17 protein-coding genes are annotated in these 21614 nt (G+C 70.7%); 8 read left to right on the top strand and 9 right to left on the bottom strand.

The window, feature by feature from the left end; genetic code table 11:
* Nucleotides 1-91: 91 nt before the first annotated feature.
* Nucleotides 92-1132 carry a LacI family DNA-binding transcriptional regulator gene (locus OG700_RS04540; RefSeq protein WP_405609213.1) on the top strand — a complete coding sequence of 347 codons (1041 nt, stop codon included), beginning with the start codon at nt 92-94 and terminating at the stop codon, nt 1130-1132.
* A gap of 94 nt (nt 1133-1226) precedes the next feature.
* On the opposite strand, the gene OG700_RS04545 is transcribed toward OG700_RS04540, so the two are convergent.
* Nucleotides 1227-3491 carry a glycosyl hydrolase gene (locus OG700_RS04545; RefSeq protein ID WP_405609216.1) on the bottom strand — a complete coding sequence of 755 codons (2265 nt, stop codon included), beginning with the start codon at nt 3489-3491 and terminating at the stop codon, nt 1227-1229.
* Between the two features lie 256 nt (nt 3492-3747).
* Nucleotides 3748-4407 (bottom strand): TetR/AcrR family transcriptional regulator, encoded by a 660-nt coding sequence (locus OG700_RS04550; protein WP_405609219.1) that lies wholly within the window; start codon nt 4405-4407, stop codon nt 3748-3750.
* 105 nt (nt 4408-4512) lie between these two features.
* On the opposite strand from OG700_RS04550, the gene OG700_RS04555 reads away from it, so the two are divergent.
* Complete coding sequence (locus tag OG700_RS04555) at nt 4513-5631, top strand: serine hydrolase domain-containing protein (protein ID WP_405609222.1); 1119 nt, start codon at nt 4513-4515, stop codon at nt 5629-5631.
* A 54-nt stretch (nt 5632-5685) separates the two neighbouring features.
* Here OG700_RS04555 and OG700_RS04560 read toward each other — a convergent pair whose 3' ends face one another.
* Both OG700_RS04560 and OG700_RS04565 read right to left on the bottom strand, forming a co-directional pair.
* Nucleotides 5686-6546, bottom strand: a complete 861-nt coding sequence (locus tag OG700_RS04560) for a putative protein N(5)-glutamine methyltransferase (RefSeq protein ID WP_405609225.1) — start codon at nt 6544-6546, stop codon at nt 5686-5688.
* Nucleotides 6547-6774: 228 nt separating this feature from the next.
* Nucleotides 6775-7308 carry an FtsX-like permease family protein gene (locus OG700_RS04565; protein WP_405609228.1) on the bottom strand — a complete coding sequence of 178 codons (534 nt, stop codon included), beginning with the start codon at nt 7306-7308 and terminating at the stop codon, nt 6775-6777.
* A 134-nt stretch (nt 7309-7442) separates the two neighbouring features.
* Here OG700_RS04565 and OG700_RS04570 point away from each other — a divergent pair, with 134 nt between their 5' ends.
* Entirely contained in the window at nt 7443-8180 is a 738-nt protein-coding gene (locus OG700_RS04570) for a MerR family transcriptional regulator (protein WP_405609231.1), read from the top strand.
* A gap of 18 nt (nt 8181-8198) precedes the next feature.
* Here the strand turns inward: OG700_RS04570 and OG700_RS04575 are convergent, their stop codons facing one another.
* From OG700_RS04575 to OG700_RS04585, 3 genes are read right to left on the bottom strand one after another with little or no spacing between them, the layout of a single operon-like run.
* Nucleotides 8199-10382, bottom strand: coding sequence for a 3-hydroxyacyl-CoA dehydrogenase NAD-binding domain-containing protein (locus OG700_RS04575; protein ID WP_405609234.1), 2184 nt, complete (start codon nt 10380-10382; stop codon nt 8199-8201).
* A gap of 36 nt (nt 10383-10418) precedes the next feature.
* Nucleotides 10419-11633, bottom strand: a complete 1215-nt coding sequence (locus OG700_RS04580; RefSeq protein WP_405609237.1) for an acetyl-CoA C-acetyltransferase — start codon at nt 11631-11633, stop codon at nt 10419-10421.
* Between the two features lie 32 nt (nt 11634-11665).
* Nucleotides 11666-12808 carry a CaiB/BaiF CoA transferase family protein gene (locus tag OG700_RS04585; RefSeq protein ID WP_405609240.1) on the bottom strand — a complete coding sequence of 381 codons (1143 nt, stop codon included), beginning with the start codon at nt 12806-12808 and terminating at the stop codon, nt 11666-11668.
* Nucleotides 12809-13091: 283 nt separating this feature from the next.
* On the opposite strand from OG700_RS04585, the gene OG700_RS04590 reads away from it, so the two are divergent.
* The gene (locus OG700_RS04590; RefSeq protein ID WP_405609243.1) at nt 13092-14282 is read left to right on the top strand and encodes a saccharopine dehydrogenase family protein; all 1191 of its coding nucleotides are present in this window, start codon (nt 13092-13094) and stop codon (nt 14280-14282) included.
* A gap of 143 nt (nt 14283-14425) precedes the next feature.
* On the opposite strand, the gene OG700_RS04595 is transcribed toward OG700_RS04590, so the two are convergent.
* Nucleotides 14426-15301 (bottom strand): alpha/beta fold hydrolase, encoded by an 876-nt coding sequence (locus OG700_RS04595; protein WP_405609246.1) that lies wholly within the window; start codon nt 15299-15301, stop codon nt 14426-14428.
* 93 nt (nt 15302-15394) lie between these two features.
* On the bottom strand, nt 15395-16117 hold the full coding sequence (locus OG700_RS04600) for an endonuclease V (RefSeq protein WP_405609249.1): 723 nt from the start codon (nt 16115-16117) through the stop codon (nt 15395-15397).
* A 130-nt stretch (nt 16118-16247) separates the two neighbouring features.
* On the opposite strand from OG700_RS04600, the gene OG700_RS04605 reads away from it, so the two are divergent.
* From OG700_RS04605 to OG700_RS04620, 4 genes are all read left to right on the top strand, one after another.
* Entirely contained in the window at nt 16248-16550 is a 303-nt protein-coding gene (locus OG700_RS04605; RefSeq protein ID WP_405609252.1) for a YciI family protein, read from the top strand.
* 156 nt (nt 16551-16706) lie between these two features.
* Nucleotides 16707-17123: an SsgA family sporulation/cell division regulator gene (locus tag OG700_RS04610; RefSeq protein ID WP_405621437.1), complete on the top strand. Its 417-nt coding sequence runs from the start codon at nt 16707-16709 to the stop codon at nt 17121-17123.
* Nucleotides 17124-17437: 314 nt separating this feature from the next.
* The gene (locus OG700_RS04615; RefSeq protein ID WP_405609255.1) at nt 17438-19063 is read left to right on the top strand and encodes an ABC-F family ATP-binding cassette domain-containing protein; all 1626 of its coding nucleotides are present in this window, start codon (nt 17438-17440) and stop codon (nt 19061-19063) included.
* Nucleotides 19064-19159: 96 nt separating this feature from the next.
* Nucleotides 19160-21442 (top strand): ATP-binding cassette domain-containing protein, encoded by a 2283-nt coding sequence (locus OG700_RS04620; RefSeq protein ID WP_405609258.1) that lies wholly within the window; start codon nt 19160-19162, stop codon nt 21440-21442.
* Nucleotides 21443-21614: the final 172 nt, after the last annotated feature.

A 21614-nucleotide genomic window follows, 5' to 3' on the forward strand; every position in this document is an offset into this window, starting at 1 on the left:
ACCGCCACCGGTCCGTTCGGAGCACGGACGTGTCCACCGGCCAGAACAGGGCCGTGCCCACCCGCACGGCCACCGACGAGGAGCGCCCGCCTTGCCCGAGCAGTCACCTGGCTCCCGGCCCACGCTGGAAGCCGTCGCGGCACGTGCCGGCGTCTCCCGGGCCACCGCGTCCCGGGTCGTCAACGGCGGTGCCGGGGTGCGGCAGCCGCTGGTCGACAAGGTGGTCAGGGCCGTGGAGGAACTGGGGTACGTGCCGAACCACGCGGCCCGTACGCTGGTCACCCGGCGGACCGGCGCGGTCGCCGTGATCATCGCCGAGCCGGAGATCCGGATCTTCTCCGACCCGTTCTTCTCGCAGCAGATACGCGGCATCAGCAAAGAACTCACCGCCCACGACACCCAGTTGGTGCTGCTCCTGCTCGAAGGCCCTGGTGACTTCGGGCGGATCGCCCGGTATCTGGCGGGCGGCCATGTCGATGGCGCCCTCGCCTTCTCGCTGCACATCGACGACCCGCTGCCGGCCATCATCCGCCGGTCGGGGACACCGACGGTGTACGGCGGCCGGCCGAGCTGGACGTCGGCGCCCGGCGACCAGGGCACCCCGTACGTCGACGCGGACAATCGCGGCGGCGCGCGGGCGGCCGTGCGGTATCTGCGCGACCTCGGGCGTCAGCGCATCGCGCACATCGCGGGCCCGCCCGACCAGACCTCATCCACGGACCGGCTCGACGGCTACCGTGACGTGCTGCTCGACGCCGACCCGGGCCTGATCACCGAGGGCGAGTTCACGGTGGACAGCGGCGCGCGGGCGATGCGGGAGCTGCTGGACCGGCGCCCGGACCTGGACGCGGTGTTCGCGGCCAACGACCTGATGGCGTCCGGCGCGCTGCGGGTGCTGCGCGAGCGCGGGGTCTCGGTGCCCGACGAGGTGGCGCTGGTCGGTTTCGACGACATGGAGTCGATCGCCGAGGACACCGATCCGCCACTGACCACGATCCGGCAGGACGTGGAGGGGCAGGGCCGGCTGATGGCGCGGCTGCTGCTGCGCGGTCTCGACAAGGACGGCGCGGAGGCGCGGCCGCCGGCGTCCGTGATCACGCCGACCACGCTGGTGCGGCGGGCCTCGGCCTGAGGCCGCAGACCCGCCGCGTGTGGGGGGTGGGGGTGGTCCGTCGTCGCACCGGGCCGGTTCGCCGGCCGGCGGTCAGCCAGCGGTCAGCGGGCGGTCAGCCGGTGCCGCTCGCCGAGGAGCGCGCGGGCACCGTGAGCGTCGTGCCGTCCGAGAACGTGACGGTCTGCTCCGTCGAGGCGTAGTTGTGCGCGGCGTACGTACTCACCCCGCCCTTCGTGAAGACCGCCGACGCCGGGATCGACCCGGTCACCGCCGGGTCGGGAGCGCCGACCGCGTCGAGGGTGCCGATCCAGTGGTGGACGTGGGCCTTGGACTCGCCCGCCTCCGGGGACAGGGCCGCCTGGCCCGCGTCCCACTTGGCCTTCGCGCCCGCCGGGTCGGAGATCGCCTCGAACTCCCAGAGGATGTCCCGCCATTCGACGGCCGGCCCGCCGTTCTCCCGCTCCATCTCGGCGATGTTGCGGCCGATGGCCTCCTTCTCACGGCCCAGGTGCAGCGAACCGCCGGTCACGGGAAGGACGTTGATGCCGTGGATCTCCTCGGGGTTGGCGGTCCACCAGGTGGAGTACGCGCCGCCGCTGCCCCAGACCATGCCGACCGTGCCGCGCCGGAAGTCCGCGGGGAAGACCTCCTGGTCGGCGTCGAACCAGTACTGGCCGATCGCCTCGGACTCGGTGGCCAGCAGATACGAACCCAGGTCGCGCAGCTCGTCGTTGCCGGTCGCCGAACCCCAAAGGACCAGTCCCGCACTGAGGTTGATCGACTCCGAGGACGACTCCTGGTTGTTGCCGGCGGCGAAGCCCTGGTGTCCGGAGGCCCAGCTGTGGCCCGCGTACACGTCGAAGCCGCGCAGGAACGGGAAGTCGCTGTCCGTACGGCTCGGGTTGGCGGCGTCGCGTACCAGCGTCTCGACCATGCCGCCCCAGGCGGACTCGGCGGCCCACGCCTGGTCGTACTGGGCGACGATCGCCGCCGCGTACACGTAGTAGCTGTAGTGGAAGTGGTGGTCGTTGAGTTCGGTGTCGCTGCCGTACGACGCGGGGTACCCGGTCAGTGTCTTCCAGTCGTTGTCGTAGCTGAACTCACTGGCACCGCCTGCCGTGAACCACTCCTCAAGGCGGCCCTTGAGCAGGTCCACGATCTTGTCGCGGGTCGCGGTCTCGCCGATCTGGTCGGCGATCGGGGCCAGTTGGGCGAGCCGGCCGAGCGCCTTGCCCGTCCAGTAGGTGTCGGTCGCGCCCGAGAACGGGTCGCCCGCGTTCACCACGTCGTCCAACTGGGCCTTGAGCGCGGCCGTATCGACGCCGCTCGACTTCGGCAGCGCGGGCAGCACACCGGACGCCTTCTGGCGGGTGGTGAAGGACGTGGACTCACGCACCTTCATCGTGCCGCGCGGTGACACGTAGGTGTACGGGGTGAGTGGGTCGGTCGTGTTGAGCCACTGGTGCCGGTAGAGGGCCTGGATCGTGCCCTTCTCGGTGCCCTCCTGCGGTTCGGTGGTGAGGGTGTACGTCGCCTCGACGTCGCCGCCCTCGCTGTTCCAGCTGGTCGTCGAGCCGGTGACGAAGCTGTAGGCGTACTTGGCGTACGTCGCCAGGGCGTCCTCGGACGGCAGGAGCGCGAGCGAGAAGTAGTCCTTGTCGCCGAGTCCGGCCGTGACGGTGGAGCCCGAGACCGACCAGTCGCCGCCGGTCGGCGCGAAGAGCGCGTAGTGGTGGCCGGCGACGGTGATGCCGAGGACGTTGCCGTCGTCGGAGAAGACGGCCGGCGCGGACGCGGTGGTGATGCGGGCGTCGCCGCCCGAGCCCTTCGCGTACACGTAGGGCATGCCGTGGCCGATGGTGGTCCGCAGGGTGCGGGTGCCGTCGGACCAGTAGGGCGTGACGGTCCAGTCGGACCAGTCGTCGGCCTTGGTGTCCGGGGAGTTGAGGCCGGTCAGGCCCAGGGTGAGGTCTGCCTTGTGCGCGTACTCGTACTGCCGTCCGTCGCCCACGACGGCGGGGGTCGTGGGGTGGCCGACCTCCAGTCCGCCGGCGGTGGCCTGGTAGGTGAGGGGGTGGCCGTACATCGGGGTGGAGTACGGGTTGTCGCCGTACCGCTGATAGGCGAGCGAGGTCCACCAGTCGTTGGTGGGCAGCGGCCGGTCCTTGGCCGCCTCGGTCAGTTTGGGCGTGACGGGGGCACCCACGTTGTTCGTGGGCCCCGACGTCCCCGCCGGGCGGGTGTCGGAGTAACTGCCGGAGCCGACAGGGATGTTCGCGGCCGATGCGGGACCGGCGGCGGGACCCAGTCCTACGGCGGCCATGGCGGTGATGAGGACCAGCACCGAGGCCGGTCGTCCGGAGCGGGAGGTGGGCATGGACGGCACCTCGAAGTCATGGGGGGAGAGTGGGTCCGAGAGCGCTCTCAGATGTAAAGGAACGTAAAACTTCTGAAACCTGAGTGTCAATAGAGCGGACAGAGAAGGCAGTTGTCGGCCGCCCGGCACCGTTGTGCGTTCGAGTCTTGACGGAGTGGCGCGAGTGGAGGCGCGTGGAGGCGCGTACCCGAGGCGTCTTCTGAGAGCGCTCACAAGGCGCACTCCCGCTTCGCGGGTCAACTCGCGAACGCGTCGGCTAGTTCGGGCGGGTCGCGGCCTCGATGTGGGCGAGGTGGGCGGCGAGGATCTCTTCGAACGCGGCGCGGCGATCCACCCCCAGAGGGCGGACGTCGCGGGCGAAGTGGGCCAGGGCGGGGAAGCGTTCGGGGTCGGCGCCGAGTACCGTGACGCGGAACAGCTCCATGCCCTGTTCGTACTCTTCCGAAGTGATGGTGCTGACTCCGGCCTCGGAGGCGACCAGAGCGGCGATGAGGACCGCGAGCCGGTGGTAGCACGCCGGGATCTCCTCGTCGGGCAGTCCCGACGCGCGCAGGGCCTGCAGCACCTCTTCCACGACCAGCCGGGAGCCGGCGCCGCCTGACGCGTACCGTCCCCAGACCGCGGCGAGCTGAGGCTGCCTGCCGAACGCCTCCCTCACGCGCAGGGCCAGGGCGGTGATGCGCTGCTTCCAGTCGCCCTCGGGGCGGTAGCCGTCCATCGCGGCCAGGAGGATCCGGTCGGCGACCGCGCGCAGCAGCTCCGTCTTGCTGCGGAAGTGCCGGTAGAGGCTGGAGGAATCGGTCCCAAGGGTCGCGGCGAGCTTGCGCACGCTGAACGACTCCGTGTCGCCTGTGCGCAGCAACTCCACTGCTACATCCAGGATTTCCTCGGTCGACCAACGCTTTCGGCCTGTCATTTCTCCCCTCTCGCCAGATCTCAGCCTAACCCATGCACTTGGCGTTGCACGCACCGCGTGCATAATGAGGGCATGGCCCGGGGGAATACGGAAGGGACACATGACATGAAGAACCCACTGGATCGCGCGGCACTGAACGCCGCCATGGAAAATGTCCACCACGCCGGAATGCCCGGCCTGTTCGCCGAGGTGCGGGACGGCGACCAGGTCTGGCGGGGCGCCGCCGGGGTCGCCGATGTCGACACCGGCCGTCCCGTCGCCGCCTACATGCGGCACCGCGTCGGCAGCGTCACCAAGACCTTCACCGCCGCCGCGGTTCTGCGGGAGGTCGAGAGCGGTCGGATCGGTCTCGACACACCGATCGGGCAGTACCTTCCGAAGCTGGTTCCCGGCGAACGCGGTGCCGCGATCACGGTCCGGATGCTGCTCAACCACACCAGCGGCCTCGCCGAGTTCCTCCCTTACGCCTACCCCTCCCTCAAGGGGATGCCCGTCGTCGCGGACACCCGGCCCCAGAGCCTGGACGACCACCGGTTCACACGGTTCGACCCCGTCGAGCTGATCGAGATGGGGGTCACCGCACCCGCCGTCGGCGCCCCGGGCGGTACTCCGGGGCTGTACTCCAACACCAACTACCTGCTCCTCGCCCAACTCCTGGAACAGGTGACCGGCACTACGGCCGAGCGGTACATCACCCGCAACGTCATCGAACGCGCCGGTCTCCGCGACAGCGAACTCCCCACCGGACCGAACGTCAACGGGTCGCACTCGCAGCTCTACGAGTCGTGGTTCGGCATGATCGACCCGCCGCGCGACTACAGCGTCTACGACATGTCATGGGTGGGGCCGTCAGCCTCGCTGATATCGACCGTCGCGGACCTCAACCGCTTCTTCGGCATGCTGCTGGCCGGGGAGATCGTCAGTCCGTCGTCGCTGGCGCAGATGCAACGCATCGTCCCGGTCATCTCCCAGGAGGGAAAGACGATCGACTACGGCCTCGGCCTGCACCCGATGGAGGGTCCCGGCCAGGGCGTCTTCTGGGGCCATGGCGGCACCGTCTGGGGTGGTGGAGCGCTGGCCATGACCCGTGCCGACGGCAGACGGCAGATGTCGGTCGCGGTGAACCTCCAGAGGTGGAACAGGCTGGACTCCAACGGCAAGCCGCAGCCCCACCCCATCGACGACGCGCTCATGACGCTCTACCGCGTGGCGATGTACGGCTGACCGGGTCGCGTACGCGTTCCACGGCGAAGGACAGCGCCCGCCGGTACGCGCTCGTCATCGGCCGCGGGGGTCTTCACTGAGCGCCGCCGGGCCGAGCCGGGCGCCCCTCAGCTGGGCGACGACGACGGTGGCGTCCCACTCCTCGGAGGTCACGACCCGTGGGGCGAGCCCGTCGCCCCCGACCGTGGCGACGGCGCCCGGCGCCTGGCGCTCGCTCGTCTCGAACAGCAGATGCCCGCCGGGCGCAAGCCAGCGGGCCGCCTCGGCGGTCACCCGGCGCAGCACGTCGAGCCCGTCGACGCCGCCGTCGAGCGCCACCAGCGGCTCGTGCTCGCGCGCCTCGGACGGCAGCAGCCCGACCTCTTCGGTCGGGACGTAGGGCACGTTGGCGAGGAGGATGTCGATACGGCTCCGAAGGTCGTCCGGCAGGGCGTCGAAGAGGTCCCCTTCGAGGACCGTGCCGCCGCCGGCGACGTTGCGGCGGGCGCAGGCGACGGCCGGCGGGTCGATGTCGCAGGCGTACAGCTCGACCGGGCCGGGCGCCGTCGCGAGCAGCGCGGCGCCGAGCGCGCCCGTGCCGCAGCACAGGTCGACGACGACGGGCCGCCCGGCGGGGGTCTGGTGGACCAGGGCCGCCGCCTGCCGGACGAGGAATTCGGTGCGGCGGCGGGGGACGAAGACCCCGGCGTCGACGGCGATCCGCAGGCCGTAGAACTCGGCCCAGCCGATGACGTGCTCCAGCGGCAGTCCGGCGGCCCGGCGGCTCACCATCTCGGCGAGGGCGGCGGGGCTGTCAGCGGCGGCGACCAGGAGCCGCGCCTCGTCCTCGGCGAAGACACAGCCGGCGGCGCGGAGCCTGGTGACGACGGCGGGGAGGGAGGGAAATGCGGAAGGGGAGAAGGGTGTTGCCGACATGGAAACCTTTCGGGGCGCCTACGGGCGCTCCGGCGGTCTCAGCCTGTCGGACGGACCGCGCGGCCGTGAGAGGGGAGCACCCGGCCTGACACTGCGGTAATGGGTCCCACCTCCTCGGTATATGCGCTGCTTCGGTCGGTCACAGTACCTCACGGGCTCCAGGCGTACGATCGCGTTCACCGGCCGCGCGGTGTGCAAAATCGCTTCTCCTGCGGCCGGCGGTAGGACTCAGCCCTTCCGAAGGGAGCGGCGGGCCGGCAGCACGCTCGCCGCCAGCGCGAGCAGCAGACAACCCGCGATCGCGCCGCGCACCGGTGTCCAGGGGATCACCAGCTCCACCGGCACTCCCAGCGTGCCGCTGAGGCCCGCCCGGATGCCGAGCAGTGACGGCAGTGCGGCCAGCGCGCCCAGCAACGTACCCACGGCGACGACGAAGACCGTCTCACCGGCCACCGTCCCCAGCAGTTGGCGGGGTGTGGCGCCACAGCGGCGCAGCACACGGAAGTCGGGGAGCCGGTCCGCCGTGGACATCAGCAGGATGTTGCCGACCGCGATGCCGGTGTATCCGGCGGACATCGCGACGAGCAGCAGGGTGAAGCCCCGGACGAGCCGGTCCTCCCCCGCGTCCTCGCGGGCGGCGAAGGTCTCGACGCCGATCTCCTTCGTACCAGGGCCGGGTCGGGCGGCCGGACCGGTGCGGTGGACCACTTCGGTCAGCGCGGACGGGTCGTGCGCGCGGACGGTCGGGCGGGTGAACAGCACGCTGTACGGCGCCGATCGGTCGCTCAGGACGGCGACGACCCGGGCCCGGCCGCGGGTGCCGTCCTCGAAGGTGAACGTCGCTGTGCCGCCCGGCCCATCTTTCGCAGTAGTGGTGGGACAGCAATACTGTCGCCATGGACACAGAGGCCGAGGCGTTCCGGGAGCCGACACTCACCGTCGACGAACTGGCCGCCCGCGCCGGTGTCACCGTGCGCACCGTCCGCTTCTACAGCACCCGGGGCCTGCTGCCGCCCCCGGTGATCGGCCCGCGCCGCGTCGGCCACTACGGCCACGACCATCTCTCCCGGCTCGCGCTCATCGAGGAGCTTCAGCACCAGGGGATGACCCTCGCGGCGATCGAACGCTACCTGGAGCAGTTGCCGCCGGATCTGAGCGCGCACGATCTGGCCATCCACCGCGCGCTGGTGGCGACTTGGGCGCCGGACTCGGCGCAGGACGCGACGCGGGCCGAGCTGGACAAGCGCGCCGGGCGAGCCCTCTCCGAGGGGGACGTCGACCGGCTGGCTGCCATGGGCGTCCTGGCCCGCGCCGACTCTCCCGGCCACTACCGGCTCGATCCGGGGCTGCTGCGCCTCGGGGTGGAGCTGCTGGACGTACCGATCGCGCACGAGACGATCCTCGCCGCCCGCACGGTCCTGCTGGAGCACACCCGATCGGCCGCGCACGCGCTGTCGCGGCTGTTCCGGGACGAGGTGTGGAATCCGTACGAGGAGGGCGAGCCGGACCCGGAGCGGGTGGCGGCGATGAAGTCGCTGTCGGCGCATGTGCAGCCGATGGTCGTGCAAGCGCTGGTGACCGCGTTCCAGCGCTCGCTGAAGGAGGAGCTGCGGGCCACGTTCACGGACAAGTGACGCGGCCCGCGACGCTCCTCAGCCGTCGTGGAACGTCTCGCCGCGCTCGGCCTTCTCGATCAGCGACGCGGGCGGTGCGAATCGCTCGCCGTAGGTGGTGGCCAGCTCGCGGGTCCGTGCGACGAAGCCGGGCAGGCCGCCTTCGTATCCGTTGATGTACTGGAGCACGCCGCCGGTCCAGGGCGGGAAGCCGATGCCCATGATCGAGCCGATGTTGGCGTCGGCGACGGTCGTCAGGACGTTCTCGTCCAGGCAGCGCACCGTTTCGAGCGCCTCCGAGAAGAGCATGCGCTCCTTCATGTCGGTGAACGGCACGTCCGGAACATCCGCGTCCGGCTTGGTGAAGTGCTCGCGCAGACCCGGCCACAGACCGGCCCGCTCACCGTCATCGGCGTAGTCGTAGAAGCCGCCACCGCCGGCGCGGCCCGTCCGCCCGAACTCGTCCACCATCCGGTCGAACACCGCGTCCGCCGCATGCGGGGTCCAGCTTCCACCCGCCTCCTCCACGGCCAGCTCGGTCTCATGGCGGATCCTGCGCATGAGGGTGAGAGTCAGATCATCCACCAGCGACAGCACCCTGGCCGGGTAACCCGCCTGCGCCGCCGCCTGCTCGATGGAGGCGGGCTCGATACCCTCACCGACCATCGCGACACCCTCCTGGATGAACCGGCTGATGACGCGTGAGGTGAAGAAGCCGCGTGAGTCATTGACGACGACGGGTGTCTTGCTGATCTGGCGGACGAGGTCGAAGGCACGGGCCAGGGCCTCGTCGCCGGTCCGTTCGCCCTTGACGATCTCGACGAGGGGCATTTTGTCGACGGGTGAGAAGAAGTGCAGGCCGACGAAGTCTTCGGGCCGGGCGACACCCTCGGCAAGGGTCGTGATGGGCAGGGTCGAGGTGTTGGAGCACAACAGCGCGTCGGGGGCCAGGAGGTCCTGGATCTCCTGGAAGACCCGGTGTTTGAGCGCGGTGTCCTCGTAGACCGCCTCGATGACGGCGTCGCACCCCGCGAGGTCCGCGAGGTCCGCGGTGGGGATGATCCGGGCAAGGAGCGCGTCGGCCTCGTCCCGGGTGATACGGCCCCGGGCGACCGCCCTGTCGCAGAGCTTGCCGGAGTACGCCTTGCCGCTGGCCGCCGCTTCGGTGGAGACGTCCTTCAGGACGACATCGATTCCGGCCCGCGCGCAGGAGTGGGCAATGCCCGCGCCCATCATCCCGGCACCCAGGACCGCGACCTTGCGCACGGTGTGCGGCTTGAAGCCGAGGGGGCGGCTCGCGCCGGAGTTGACCCTCTGGAGGTCGAAGAAGAACGCCTGGATCATGTTCTTGGCAATCCGCCCGGTCACCAGTTCGGTGAAGTACCGGGCCTCGATGGTCTGCGCGGTGGCGAAGTCGACCTGCGAGCCCTCCACGGCGGCGGCCAGGATGTTGCGCGGCGCCGGATACGGGGCGCCGCCGGTCTGCTTCAGCAGGCTCGCGGGGAACGCGGGAAGGTTCGCGGCGAAGCGCGGGCTGGAGGGCGTGCCACCGGGGATCCCGTAGCCCGTCACGTCCCACGGCTGCCGCGAACTCGGGTTCGCGTCGATGAAGGCCCGGGCCTTGTCCAGCATCTCCCCGGTGCTGGCGGCGACCTCGTGGACCAGCCCGCTGTCCAGCGCGCCGCTGGGCGTGTACTGGGTGCCCTTCAGCAGCACCTTCGCCAGCGCGTCCGCGATACCCAGCAGACGCACCGTGCGAACCACCCCGCCACCACCGGGCAGCAGGCCCACAGTGACCTCCGGCAGGCCGATCTTCGAGCCCGGCGCGTCCAGCGCCACACGGTGGTGGCAGGCGAGCGCGATCTCGTAACCACCACCCAGAGCGGCACCGTTGATCGCCGCGACGACAGGAACACCCAGCGTCTCGACGCGGCGCAGGTCGTTCTTCATGGCCATGGTCACCTCGAAGACACGCCGGGCGTCCCCGGGCCGGGCTCTGATCAGCTCGCGCAGATCACCGCCGGCGAAGAAGGTCTCCTTCGCGGAGGTGACGATCACGCCACGGATCGAGCCGCGCTCAGCCTCCAGACGGTCGGCGACGGCTGACAGGGAGTCGCTGAACGCCTGATTCATGATATTGACGGACTGCGCGGGATCATCGAGGACGAGGGTCACAACACCCGTCTCGTCCCGCTCCCAGCGGATGGTGGTCAACTCGCTCATGCTGCTGCTCCGTAGCGAAAGGGGACAGTGGGACGGTCAGACGCGTTCGACGACAGTGGCAACACCCATCCCGCCACCGACACAGAGCGTCGCGAGACCGAACCGCTCGTCCCGGCGCTCCAGTTCATCCACCAGAGTCCCCAGAATCATCGCGCCCGTCGCACCGAGCGGATGACCCAGCGCAATAGCCCCGCCGTTGACGTTCACCCGATCCAGCGAAAGCCCCATCTCCGCCACATAGCGCAGGACAACAGCCGCGAACGCCTCGTTGATCTCCACCAGATCGATGTCACCGATGGCCAGCCCGGCCTTCGCCAGCGCCTTGCGGCTGGCCGGCGCCGGCCCCGTCAGCATGATCGTGGGCTCCGACCCGGACACCGCCGCCGAAACGATACGAGCACGCGGCACCATGCCGTACCGCTCCCCCATCTCCCCCGAACCCACCACGACCAGCGACGCACCATCCACAATGCCCGACGAATTACCCGCATGATGCACGTGATCGATCCGCTCCACCCAGTGGTACTTCTGAAGCGCCACCGCATCGAAACCACCCAGATCACCGACCTGCGCGAACGACGGCCTCAGCGAAGCGAGCGTATCCGCCGTCGTACCCGGCCGCAGATGCTCATCACGGTCCAGGACCGTGAGCCCGTTGACATCACGGACAGGCACCACCGAACGCGCGAAACGCCCGCCCTTCCACGCCGCCGCCGCACGCTCCTGCGACAACGCCGCGAACTCATCCACATCACGCCGCGTGAAACCACCAAGCGTGGCAATCAGATCGGCACCGATCCCCTGCGGAGCAAAACCCGTACGCAGGTTGGTCATCGGATCCATCGCCCAGGCACCACCGTCCGAACCCATCGGCACCCGCGACATCGACTCCACACCACCCGCCAGAATCAGATCCTCCCAGCCCGAACGAACCTTCGCCGCAGCCAAGTTCACCGCTTCAAGACCCGAAGCACAGAAGCGGTTCTCCTGCACACCCGCAACCGTGTCCGGCAACCCCGCCGCCACAGCGGCCGTCCGCGCGATATCCGAACCCTGATCACCCAGAGGACTCACCACACCCAGCACCACATCATCGATCGCCGCCGGATCAAGACCCGGAAACCGCCCACGAATCTCATGAATCAGACCCACAACCAGATCAATCGGCTTGGTCCCGTGCAAGGCACCATCAGCCTTGCCACGACCCCGCGGGGTGCGGATCGCGTCATACACAAATGCTTCGGTACTCAAGTCAGCGGCCTTTCGGAGTCGTTGGGGGCGTTTCAGCTGTTGGGGGTGGTGCCGGTGCCTCGGACGCTCGGGACGTCCCAGTCGGCGGCGATCCGCTCGGTGTCCGCCCCCGGCAGCGCGGGCGCGCTCCGTACGGAGGTGGGCGTGGCCGAGAAGCGTGGCGCGGGGGCCGGCTGGGTGATGCCGGCGTGGTCGGTGAAGGTGCCACGGGCCGCGAGGTGCGGGTGGGCGGGCGCCTCGCGCAGCGACAGTACGGGCGCCACGCAGGCGTCGGAGTCCTCGAAGACGGCCGTCCACTCGGCGCGGGTCTTCTCCTTGAAGCGGGCGGTGACGGCGGACTTCAGCTCGTCCCAGCGCGCGAAGTCCTTACGGGCGGGGACGTCGTCCTTGATGCCGAGCAGGTCGATGAACTCGTTGTAGAACCGCTGCTCCAGCGCGCCGACGGCCATGTATTCGCCGTCCGCCGTCTCGTAGTTGCCGTAGAAGGGCGCGCCGCCGTCCAGCAGGTTCGATCCGCGCCGGTCCTGCCAGCCGCCGGCGGCCGTCATCGCGTGGATCATCGTGGTCAGATGGGCGGCGCCGTCCACGATCGCCGCGTCCACGACCTGGCCCGTGCCGCCGGGTGTGCGGGCGTGCTGGAGGGCGGCGAGGATCCCGATGACGAGGTAGAGCGAGCCGCCCGCGTAGTCGCCGACGAGGTTGGCGGGGACGGTGGGCGGCCGGTCCGCATCGCCGAACATGGAGAGGGTGCCCGCGACCGCGATGTAGTCGATGTCGTGCCCGGCGCGCTGGGCGAGCGGGCCGTCCTGGCCCCAGCCGGTCATCCGCCCGTACACGAGCCGGGGGTTGCGGGCGAGGCATTCGTCGGGGCCGATGCCGAGGCGTTCGGCGACGCCGGGCCGGTAGCCCTCGATGAGGACGTCGGCGCGCTCGGCCAGGTCGAGCACCTGGGCGGGTCCTTCGGCGGACTTGAGATCGAGGAGTACGGAGCGTTTGTTGCGGTTCATCAGGTCGTACCGCGGGTCGATCCCGAGCCCGGCGCCGCCCGGCCGGTCGACGCGTACGACATCGGCGCCGAGGTCCGCCAACTGCATGGCGGCGAACGGGCCGGGCCCGATGCCGGCCAGCTCGACCACTCGGACCCCGGCCAGCGGGCCGTTCGTTGTCGCTGTCATGGTCAGCTCTCCCAGCGGTGTGACACCAACGATGTGACAGCAATGATGTTAGGAACGCCCACCACACCGCACAAGCCCTTCGGGGGCAGTGGGCAAGCAAGCGCTTGTTCTGTCCGATGGTCGCAGACTTCCACGCGATCGCCGTCCCGCGTGGGCGCCCGTGCCGTCCGATGCCGGTCACCCGCTCCCCGGATCCCCCACCTCGGGCGCTGGGGGGAAAGCTCGCCGGGAGAGGCGCTAGCCTCGGCCCCGACAGCGGCGCGGCTCGAACGGCGGAGACTCGATGAACAGGCAGAACGGCGCAGAACGCCCCTACCACGTGGTGCTCTTCGGGGCGACCGGCTTCGTCGGAACGCTCACGGCCGAGTATCTCGCCCTCACCGCGCCCGACGACTGCCGGTGGGCGATCGCCGGCCGCGACCGGGCCAAGCTGGAGACGCTGCGCACCCGGCTGGCCGGGCTCTCGCCGCGCTGCGCGGACCTTCCGCTGCTCGTGGCCGACTCCGCCGACCCGGCGTCGCTGCGGGCGCTCGCCGAATCCACCCGGGTGCTCGCCACGACCGTCGGCCCGTACGTCCGGCACGGGGAGAACCTGGTCGCCGCCTGCGCCGAGGCCGGGACGGACTACGCGGACATCTGCGGCGAGCCGGAGTTCGTGGACCGGATGTATCTGGGGTACGAGGACCGGGCGCGGCAGACCGGGGCACGGCTGGTGCACGCCTGCGGATTCGACTCCGTACCGCACGATCTGGGCGCGTACTTCACGGTCCAGCGGCTGCCGGCGGACGTGCCGCTGCGTATCGACGGGTTCGTCCGCGCCGGCGCGTTCGTCTCCGGCGGGACCATCGCCTCGGCCCTGAACGCGCTGAGCCGCAGCCGGCAGACCATGGAGGCCGCGAAGCAGCGGCGGCTGCACGAGCCCCGGCTGGTGGGGCGGCGGGCCGTCGGGCCGCTGGGCGCGCCGCACTTCAGCAAGGAGACGGGTGCCTGGGCGCTGCCGCTGCCCACGCTCGACGCGCGGGTCGTGGCGCGTTCGGCGGCGGCGCTGCCCCGTTACGGCCCCGACTTCCGTTACCGGCACTTCGCCGCCGTCAAGTCGCTGCCGGTCGCCCTGGGCGGCACGGTGGCGGCGGGCGCGGGTGTCGCGCTGGCTCAGGTGCCGGCGGTCCGGCGGGCGGTGACGAACCGCTTCGGGCCGGGTTCCGGGCCCAGTGAGGCGCGCAGGAGCGGCAGTTGGTTCACGGTGCGGTTCGTGGGCGAGGGCGGTGGGCGCAGGGTGTTCACCGAGGTCGCGGGCGGCGATCCGGGCTACGACGAGACGGCGAAGATACTGGCCGAGGCGGCGCTGGCCCTGGCCTTCGACGATCTTCCCGACACGGCGGGGCAGGTCACGACCGCCGCCGCGATGGGTGACGCGCTGCTGGCGCGGCTGCGGTCGGCCGGGATGACCTTCCGGGTCGCGCACTCGCGCTGAGGCCGGGGGCGGACGGATCGGGCCGGAGGATCGTACGAGCGCGGCGGCCCGCCCCCAGCACGGGCCGCCGCGCTCGTACCTGATCCGTCGGCGGCCCTCGGCGAGGGCGTCGGCGGGGCAGCTCTCAGCCACTGTCGGCCTTGTCAGCCCTCCCGGCCCGCCAGGAACTCGCGCAGTACGGGCGCCAGCACCGCCGGGTCGACCTGGTGGTGCTGGTCCGGGAGTTCGCGGTACTCACCCTGGGCCAGCAGCCCCGCGGCCGACTGGGCACCCGCGCGCATGTACGGCTCGCTCGCACCGCCGCCGACCACCAGCGCCGGCACGGTCACGCCGGCCCAGCGGTCGGCGGCGAGGGGCTTGCCGGACATCGTGTCGCCCATGACGAGTCCGTCGTAGGCGAGGGTGTGGGCAAGCTTCTCCATGTCCGCCCAGGACGGCGGCTGGACCTCGCCCTCCCCCTCCACCACGGGCGCCGCGGGCTGATTCTTCATCCCTTCCACGTACTCGGCGGGAATACCGACCGCCTCGGTCATGAACAACTCGACCGCCTGGCCCCTGTCGCCTGCCTCCAGGGAGGCCCCGAGCCGCTCGACGTAGTCGGCGGGCAGCGGCGGCCTGCTGTCGTCCAGGATGAACGGCGGTTCGTACAGCGCGACTTCGCTGACCTTGCCGTTCAGCGCGTCGGCCGCCTCCAGCGCGAGCACGGCGCCGGACGAGAAGCCGAAGAGGGCGGCCCGCCCGCCGTGGGCGTCGATGAGCGCCTCGATGTCCTCGACCTCGCGTGCCACCGCGTAGGGCTCGGTGTCACCGCTGTCGCCGCGCCCGCGCCGGTCGAAGTCGACCACGGTATGCTCCGGGGCGAGCGGCGCGCCAATGGCCGCGGCCAGTGGGTGGGTGCCGGTGCCGAGGGCGCCGGCCACCACGATCAGGACGGGGCCGCTACCGCTCGTGCGGTAGGCGATCGACGTGCCGTCCTTCGATGTCACGTACTGAAGATCGGTCTGCGCTGTGCTGGTCATGCCGTGGCCCCTCACATCTGAATGTTCGCTAGTCCGTTCGCCTTCAGGAAATCAGACCGGGGTGCCGCGCGAAACTCACCGCTCCGCGCCGTATCAATCTCCGCGAGTGGCCGCCGAGATCTCCACGGCCTCCGCGCCCTCCACGGCCTCACGCAGCGCCTGACGGCAGAGCGCGTCGGCCCGGCGGGTCGTCTCCGGGATACGGAAGTCCGGGGCCAGCCACAGGGTTTGGGCGCAAGCGGTGTCAAGACCGGTACGGTGTCCGACCGAGACGAAGACGGGCTTCACACCGTCCTGCGTACGCAGCGCCCGGCCCACCTCCTCGCCGTCGCCGTCGAGCAGCGGCGAGAAGTCGCCACGCCGGCCGCCGGGCTGCTCGTACGCGAAGGTGAAGGGGTTCTTGGCGACACCGATCACGGGCAGCCCGGTCAGTACGCCGAGATGGCTGGCGAGCCCGAACCGGCGCGGATGGGCACGGCCGTAGCCGTCGCAGACGACCAGGCCCGGGTCCGACGTCAGGGCGTCGAGGGCGGCGAGCACGGTGGGGATCTCACGGAAGGCGAGCAGCCCCGGTACGTAGGGGAAGGCGACCCTCCCGACGGCGGTCGCCCGGTCCACGACGGCGAGGGTGGCCGCGTCGAGGACGACGGCCGCGGCGGCGACGATGTCCCGTTCGTCGTCGTACGCGACGTCGACGCCGGTCACCAGCCCGGTCCCGGCCGCCGGCCCCACCTCGTCGAGCACGACACGCTCACGCAACTCGTCCTGCACGGACCTGGCTTCGGCCTCGTCGGCAGGTGTCCTGATCGTCGTCATGGTGCGCCAGCCTAGGGCGTGTTGTGAAGGTCCCGCCCGGCCGGCGACGCCTGGCACGCCCCAGATCCGCTCCGGCGGGTCGTCGCCGCGCCCGTCCGGGCGGCGACCCGCCGCCGCTAACCTGGCGGTCATGTTCGTACTGGAGCTGACCTACACCGCCCCCGTCGACCGTGTCGACGCGCTCGCGGCCGACCATCACGCCTGGGTCGACGCGTCCTTCGCCGTGGGGGCCTTCCTCCTGTCGGGGCGTAAGCAGCCGCGCGACGGGGGTGTGATTCTGGCGGTCGGGGACGACCGCGCGGCCGTCGAAGGGCTCATCGCCACGGATCCGTTCGTGGTCGGCGGGGTGTGTGCGTACCGGATCACGGAGTTCGTCGTGGGCCGCACCGCCCCCGGACTCGCCCAGTACCGCGAGGCGCGACCGCCGCACTGAGTCCTGTCGGACGGCGCCGCGCGGCCCCCGACCCGTGAGTAGCCAGAACGGTGACGTAGCTCACGCCGTTCACCCAGCACTCTTCAGCGCGTTGCGTCGTCTTTCCCTGTGGCGGAAGACGCACATCCGCCCGAGCTGTGCGAAGGGGAGCTGGCCTTGTCCAATGTCATCGAGCAGGCCCTGCAAGCCCGGCTGGTCGCCTCGGCGCCTCAGCTGGAGACCGTTCCCGCGATCCTGCACTACGACGGCGAAGATCCGTTCGCCGTACGGATGGCGTTCCCGCCCACGGCGACGCTGGAGGGCACGGAGGTGTCCTGGGCGTTCTCGCGCGAGCTGCTGACCCTCGGGATGGACGAGCCGGCCGGGCTCGGTGACGTACGGGTGCGGCCGTTCGGCTACGACCGTACGGTGCTGGAGTTCCACGCCCCCGAGGGCGTCGCGATGGTCCATGTCCGCACGTCGGAGGTGCGGCGCTTCCTGGACCGCTCCCTGGCGATCGTGCCGGTCGGCCGCGAGCATCTGTACCTCGATCTGGACCACGACGTCGCGGAGTTGCTGCGCGACGCCTGCTGAGCCCGCCGCCCACACCCACACCGGCACCCACCACCTTCGCCATCACCTTCACCTTCGCCATCGCCATCGCCATCGCCGCGGAAAACGCGTTGCCCCCTCCCCGGCGTCCTCGTACCGTGTTCGGACAGTGCAGTCCTGTTGTCACCGAACGGAGTAGGACGTTGCTCTTCTGAGGTCCTGAGACACCGTGCCGCGCGGCTCTGAGCCGCGCGCACCGCGTGCGACCTCGGCGATCGAGCCGTCCTTCCCCGGTGCCCTCCGCCGGTGTCTCCCACCGTTGCCCCGCATCCCTTCGCAGCAGCCAGGAGACCCGTATGTCCACATCCCCCCAAGTCACGTGCTCCGCGCTCTCGTTCGACTGGCCCGACGGGACCGTCGTGTTCGACGACTTCCAACTGGCCGTCGGCCCCGGGCGGACCGGTCTGGTCGGCGTCAACGGGTGTGGGAAGTCGACCCTGTTGAAGCTCATCGCCGGTGCGCTCACCCCCACCGCCGGCCGGACGGACACGGTGGGCGAGGTCGGCCACCTCCCGCAGAACGCCACGCTCGACACCGCTCTGCGCGTCGACCAGGCGCTCGGTATCGCCGGCACCCGCGCCGCGCTGCTCGCCGTCGAGGCCGGCGACGCGAGCGAGGAGCACTTCGCCGCCATCGGCGACGACTGGGACGTCGAGGAACGGGCCCGCGCCACCCTCGACCAGCTCGGGCTCGGTCACATCGGCCTCGACCGCACCATCGGCGAGGTGTCGGGCGGCGAGTGCGTCATGCTGCGGCTGGCGGCCCTGCTGCTGGCCCGGCCCTCGGTGCTGCTGCTGGACGAGCCGACGAACAATCTGGATCTGTACGCGCGCAGGCGGCTCCACGAGGCGGTCGCCGCCTGGTCCGGCGTGCTGGTCGTGGTCAGCCATGACCGTGAACTGCTCGACCTGGTCGACCGGATCGCCGACCTGCGGGACGGCGAGGTCACCTGGTACGGCGGGAACTTCTCCGCGTACGAGCAAGCCCTCGCCGTCGAACAGGAGGCCTCGAAACGCATGGTCCGTGTCGCCGAGGGCGACGTACAGCGACAGAAGCGTGAACTGGCTGACGCACAGGTCAAGTTGGCACGGCGTAAGCGCTACGGACAGAAGATGTGGGACACCAAGCGCGAGCCGAAGACCATCATGCGGGAGCGCAAGCGCCAGGCGCAGGTGTCGGCGGGCAAGCACCGCATCATGCACACCACCAGGCTCACGGAGGCGAGGGAGCGGCTGGACGAGGCCGTGGACGCGGTGCGCGACGACGACGAGATCCGGATCGACCTGCCGGCCACCGAGGTCCACCCCGGAGTCGGCGTGCTCCGGCTGCGCGAGCTGGAGCTGCGCTACGGCGCGCGGGTGACGGGTGAGTTCGCGATCCACGGCCCGGAGCGGATCGCGCTGGTGGGCCGCAACGGCGCGGGCAAGACGACGCTGCTGCGGACGATCACCGGGGAGCTGGCGCCGGTCTCCGGCGAGGCCGAGGCGCTGGTGCCGACGCGTTTCCTGCCGCAGCGGCTCGACATCCTGGACGACACGCTGAGCGTGGCGGAGAACGTGGCGCGGTTCGCGCCCGGCGCCACGGACAACGAGATCCGGGCGCGGCTCGCCCGCTTCCTGTTCCGGGGCGCGCGGGCGAACCAGCCGACCGGGACCCTGTCGGGCGGGGAACGGTTCCGCGCCTCGCTCGCCGCCCTGCTGCTCGCGGAGCCGGCGCCCCGGCTGCTGATGCTGGACGAGCCGACGAACAGTCTCGACCTGGCGAGCGTGCGCGGGCTCACGGAGGCGCTGTCCTCGTACCGGGGCGCCCTGGTCGTGGCGAGCCACGACCTGCCGTTCCTGGAGTCGATCGGCGTCACGCGGTGGCTGCTGCTGGACGGGGAACTGCGCGACACCACAGGCGGCGGCCCGTCCGGCGGCTGAGGACGAACCGCCGAGATCCGCGCGGCGGGGAAATCCGCGAAGCACCGATCGGGAATCCGGACAGTAGCTGTCTGGATTCCCGATTAGCTTCGGCCCATGCCTCAGAACATCACCATCGTGGGCGCCCGTGAGAACAACCTCAAGGACGTCTCGCTGACCATCCCGAAGGACCGGATCACCGTCTTCACCGGCGTCTCCGGGTCCGGCAAGTCCTCGATCGTCTTCGACACCATCGCCGTGGAGTCGCAGCGGCAGCTCAACGAGACCTTCACGACGTTCATCAGGAACCGGCTGCCCAAGTACGAGCGACCGCACGTCGAGGCGATCGACGACCTGTCGGTGGCGATCGTCATCGACCAGAAGCCGGTCGGCGGCAACGTCCGTTCCACCGTCGGCACGATGACCGACATCTACTCGGTCATCCGGGTGCTGTTCTCGCGTTACGGCACGCCCAGCGCGGGGGCGGCCACCGCGTACTCCTTCAACGATCCGTCCGGCATGTGCCCGGAGTGCGACGGCGTGGGGCGGGTGGTGCGGCTCGACGTCGACCGCGCCATCGACTGGTCGAAGTCCCTGAACGAAGGCGCCCTGCTGCTGCCGGGGCTCTCGGTGGGCGGCTGGGAGTGGAATCTGTACGCCGGGTCGGGGCACTTCGACCCGGACAAACCGCTCGGCCGGTACACCGAGCAGGAACGTCAACTGCTGCTGCACGGCGGCGATTTCACCGTCCAGATCGATATGCGCACGGGGTCGGCCGACGTACGGTTCGAGGGCGTCGTAGGCCGCTTCACCCGCCTCTTCCTCAAGCGTGACACGACCACCCTGTCCGAGAAACGCAAGGAGGCCGCGTCCCGTTTCACCACGCAGCGGGTGTGCGACGTGTGCGGCGGGGCACGGCTGAACGAGGCGGCGCTCGCGACCCGTATCGACGGCCTGTCCATCTCCGACTACACCCGGATGGAGGTCGCCGACCTGGTCGACGTGCTGGCGCGGATCGACGATCCGGTGGCGACGCCGATCGCCGCGGCGGCGCGCGCCCGGCTGGACCGGCTGGTCGGAATCGGGCTGGGCTATCTGAGCCTGGACCGGGAGACGACCACGCTCTCCGGCGGTGAGGGGCAGCGCCTCAAGATGGTTCGCCACCTGGGGAGTTCACTGACGGGGCTGACGTTCATCTTCGACGAGCCGAGCGTGGGCCTGCACCCGCGCGACGTGGGACGGCTGAACGATCTGCTGCGGCGGCTGCGCGACCGGGGCAACACGGTGCTGGTGGTGGAGCACGACCCCGATGTGGTGGCGATCGCGGACCATGTGGTCGACATGGGGCCGCGGGCGGGCGCGGACGGCGGGCAGGTGGTGTTCGAGGGGACGGTGGAGCGGCTGCGGAACGCCGACACGCTCACCGGGCGGCAGTTGTCGAGCCGTACCCCCATGAAGGACACCGTCCGCTCCCCCACCGGCCAACTACCGGTGCGTGAGGCCGCGTTGCACAATCTCAAGGGCTTCGACGTGCGGTTCCCGGCCGGGGTGCTGACGGCGGTGACCGGCGTCGCGGGGTCGGGCAAGTCGACGCTGGTCTCCCAGGTCTTCACGGCGGCCCACCCGGACGCGGTCGTCATCGACCAGAGCGCGATCACGGCCTCGTCACGGTCCACGCCGGCCTCGTACCTCGGCGTCATGGACACCGTGCGCAAGCTGTACGCGAAGGAGAACCGGGTCGATCCGGGGCTCTTCAGCTTCAACTCCTCGGGCGCGTGCGGCGCGTGCGCCGGGCGCGGGATCATCTACACCGATCTGGCGTTCATGGATCCGGTGACGACGGTCTGCCACGCGTGCGAGGGGCGGCGGTTCAACGACGGCGTACTCGCGCTCCGGGTCGGCGGCAGGTCGATCGTCGACGTGCTGGACATGACGGCCGCTCAGGCGATCCCGTTCTTCGAGGAGTTCGGCGCCGACCGGGCGCTGCTGCGCAAGCTACGGACCCTGAACGACGTGGGGCTGACGTATCTGACGCTCGGTCAGCCACTGAGTTCGCTGTCGGGCGGCGAGCGGCAGCGCATCAAGCTGGCGACCCAACTGCACCGTACGGGCAGCGTGTACGTCCTGGACGAGCCGACCACCGGGCTGCACATGGCGGACGTGGGCACCCTGCTGGCGCTGCTCGACCGGCTGGTCGACGCGGGGAACTCGGTGATCTGCGTCGAACACAACATGGATGTGGTCAAGCACGCGGACTGGGTGATCGACCTGGGCCCGGACGGCGGGAAGCACGGCGGCGAGATCGTCTTCGAGGGCACGCCTCAGGAGCTGCTGCGCCACCCCAAGTCGTTCACGGCGGAGTACCTCCGGCGGGATCAGGAGAGCCCGTCCGGCGGCTGAGGACGGAGCGCAGCGGCCCGTCCGGCGGCTGAGGAGGAGCGGAGACCGGACCGGACGCGGCGGGCACGTCCGGTCCGGCACCGTCGGGCGCAGGGAGGGGCGGGCATAACCGCATCTAAGCGGGCATCGCGGATCCGGGCTTGGCTCTCCCCTTACCGCGCCCTTAACCTAC

The sequence above is a fragment of the Streptomyces sp. NBC_01508 genome, assembly GCF_045040315.1.
Classification (GTDB): Bacteria; Actinomycetota; Actinomycetes; order Streptomycetales; family Streptomycetaceae; genus Streptomyces.

Bases quoted from the DNA above. Each gene is read 5' to 3' on its own strand.
- OG700_RS04585 (WP_405609240.1), bottom strand. From the start codon at position 12,808: ATGACAGCGACAACGAACGGCCCGCTGGCCGGGGTCCGAGTGGTCGAG.
- OG700_RS04555 (WP_405609222.1), top strand. From the start codon at position 4,513: ATGAAGAACCCACTGGATCGCGCGGCACTGAACGCCGCCATGGAAAAT.
- OG700_RS04600 (WP_405609249.1), bottom strand. From the start codon at position 16,117: ATGACGACGATCAGGACACCTGCCGACGAGGCCGAAGCCAGGTCCGTG.
- OG700_RS04620 (WP_405609258.1), top strand. From the start codon at position 19,160: ATGCCTCAGAACATCACCATCGTGGGCGCCCGTGAGAACAACCTCAAG.
- OG700_RS04605 (WP_405609252.1), top strand. From the start codon at position 16,248: ATGTTCGTACTGGAGCTGACCTACACCGCCCCCGTCGACCGTGTCGAC.
- OG700_RS04595 (WP_405609246.1), bottom strand. From the start codon at position 15,301: ATGACCAGCACAGCGCAGACCGATCTTCAGTACGTGACATCGAAGGAC.
- OG700_RS04575 (WP_405609234.1), bottom strand. From the start codon at position 10,382: ATGAGCGAGTTGACCACCATCCGCTGGGAGCGGGACGAGACGGGTGTT.
- OG700_RS04615 (WP_405609255.1), top strand. From the start codon at position 17,438: ATGTCCACATCCCCCCAAGTCACGTGCTCCGCGCTCTCGTTCGACTGG.
- OG700_RS04545 (WP_405609216.1), bottom strand. From the start codon at position 3,491: ATGCCCACCTCCCGCTCCGGACGACCGGCCTCGGTGCTGGTCCTCATC.
- OG700_RS04550 (WP_405609219.1), bottom strand. From the start codon at position 4,407: ATGACAGGCCGAAAGCGTTGGTCGACCGAGGAAATCCTGGATGTAGCA.
- OG700_RS04590 (WP_405609243.1), top strand. From the start codon at position 13,092: ATGAACAGGCAGAACGGCGCAGAACGCCCCTACCACGTGGTGCTCTTC.
- OG700_RS04570 (WP_405609231.1), top strand. From the start codon at position 7,443: ATGGACACAGAGGCCGAGGCGTTCCGGGAGCCGACACTCACCGTCGAC.
- OG700_RS04560 (WP_405609225.1), bottom strand. From the start codon at position 6,546: ATGTCGGCAACACCCTTCTCCCCTTCCGCATTTCCCTCCCTCCCCGCC.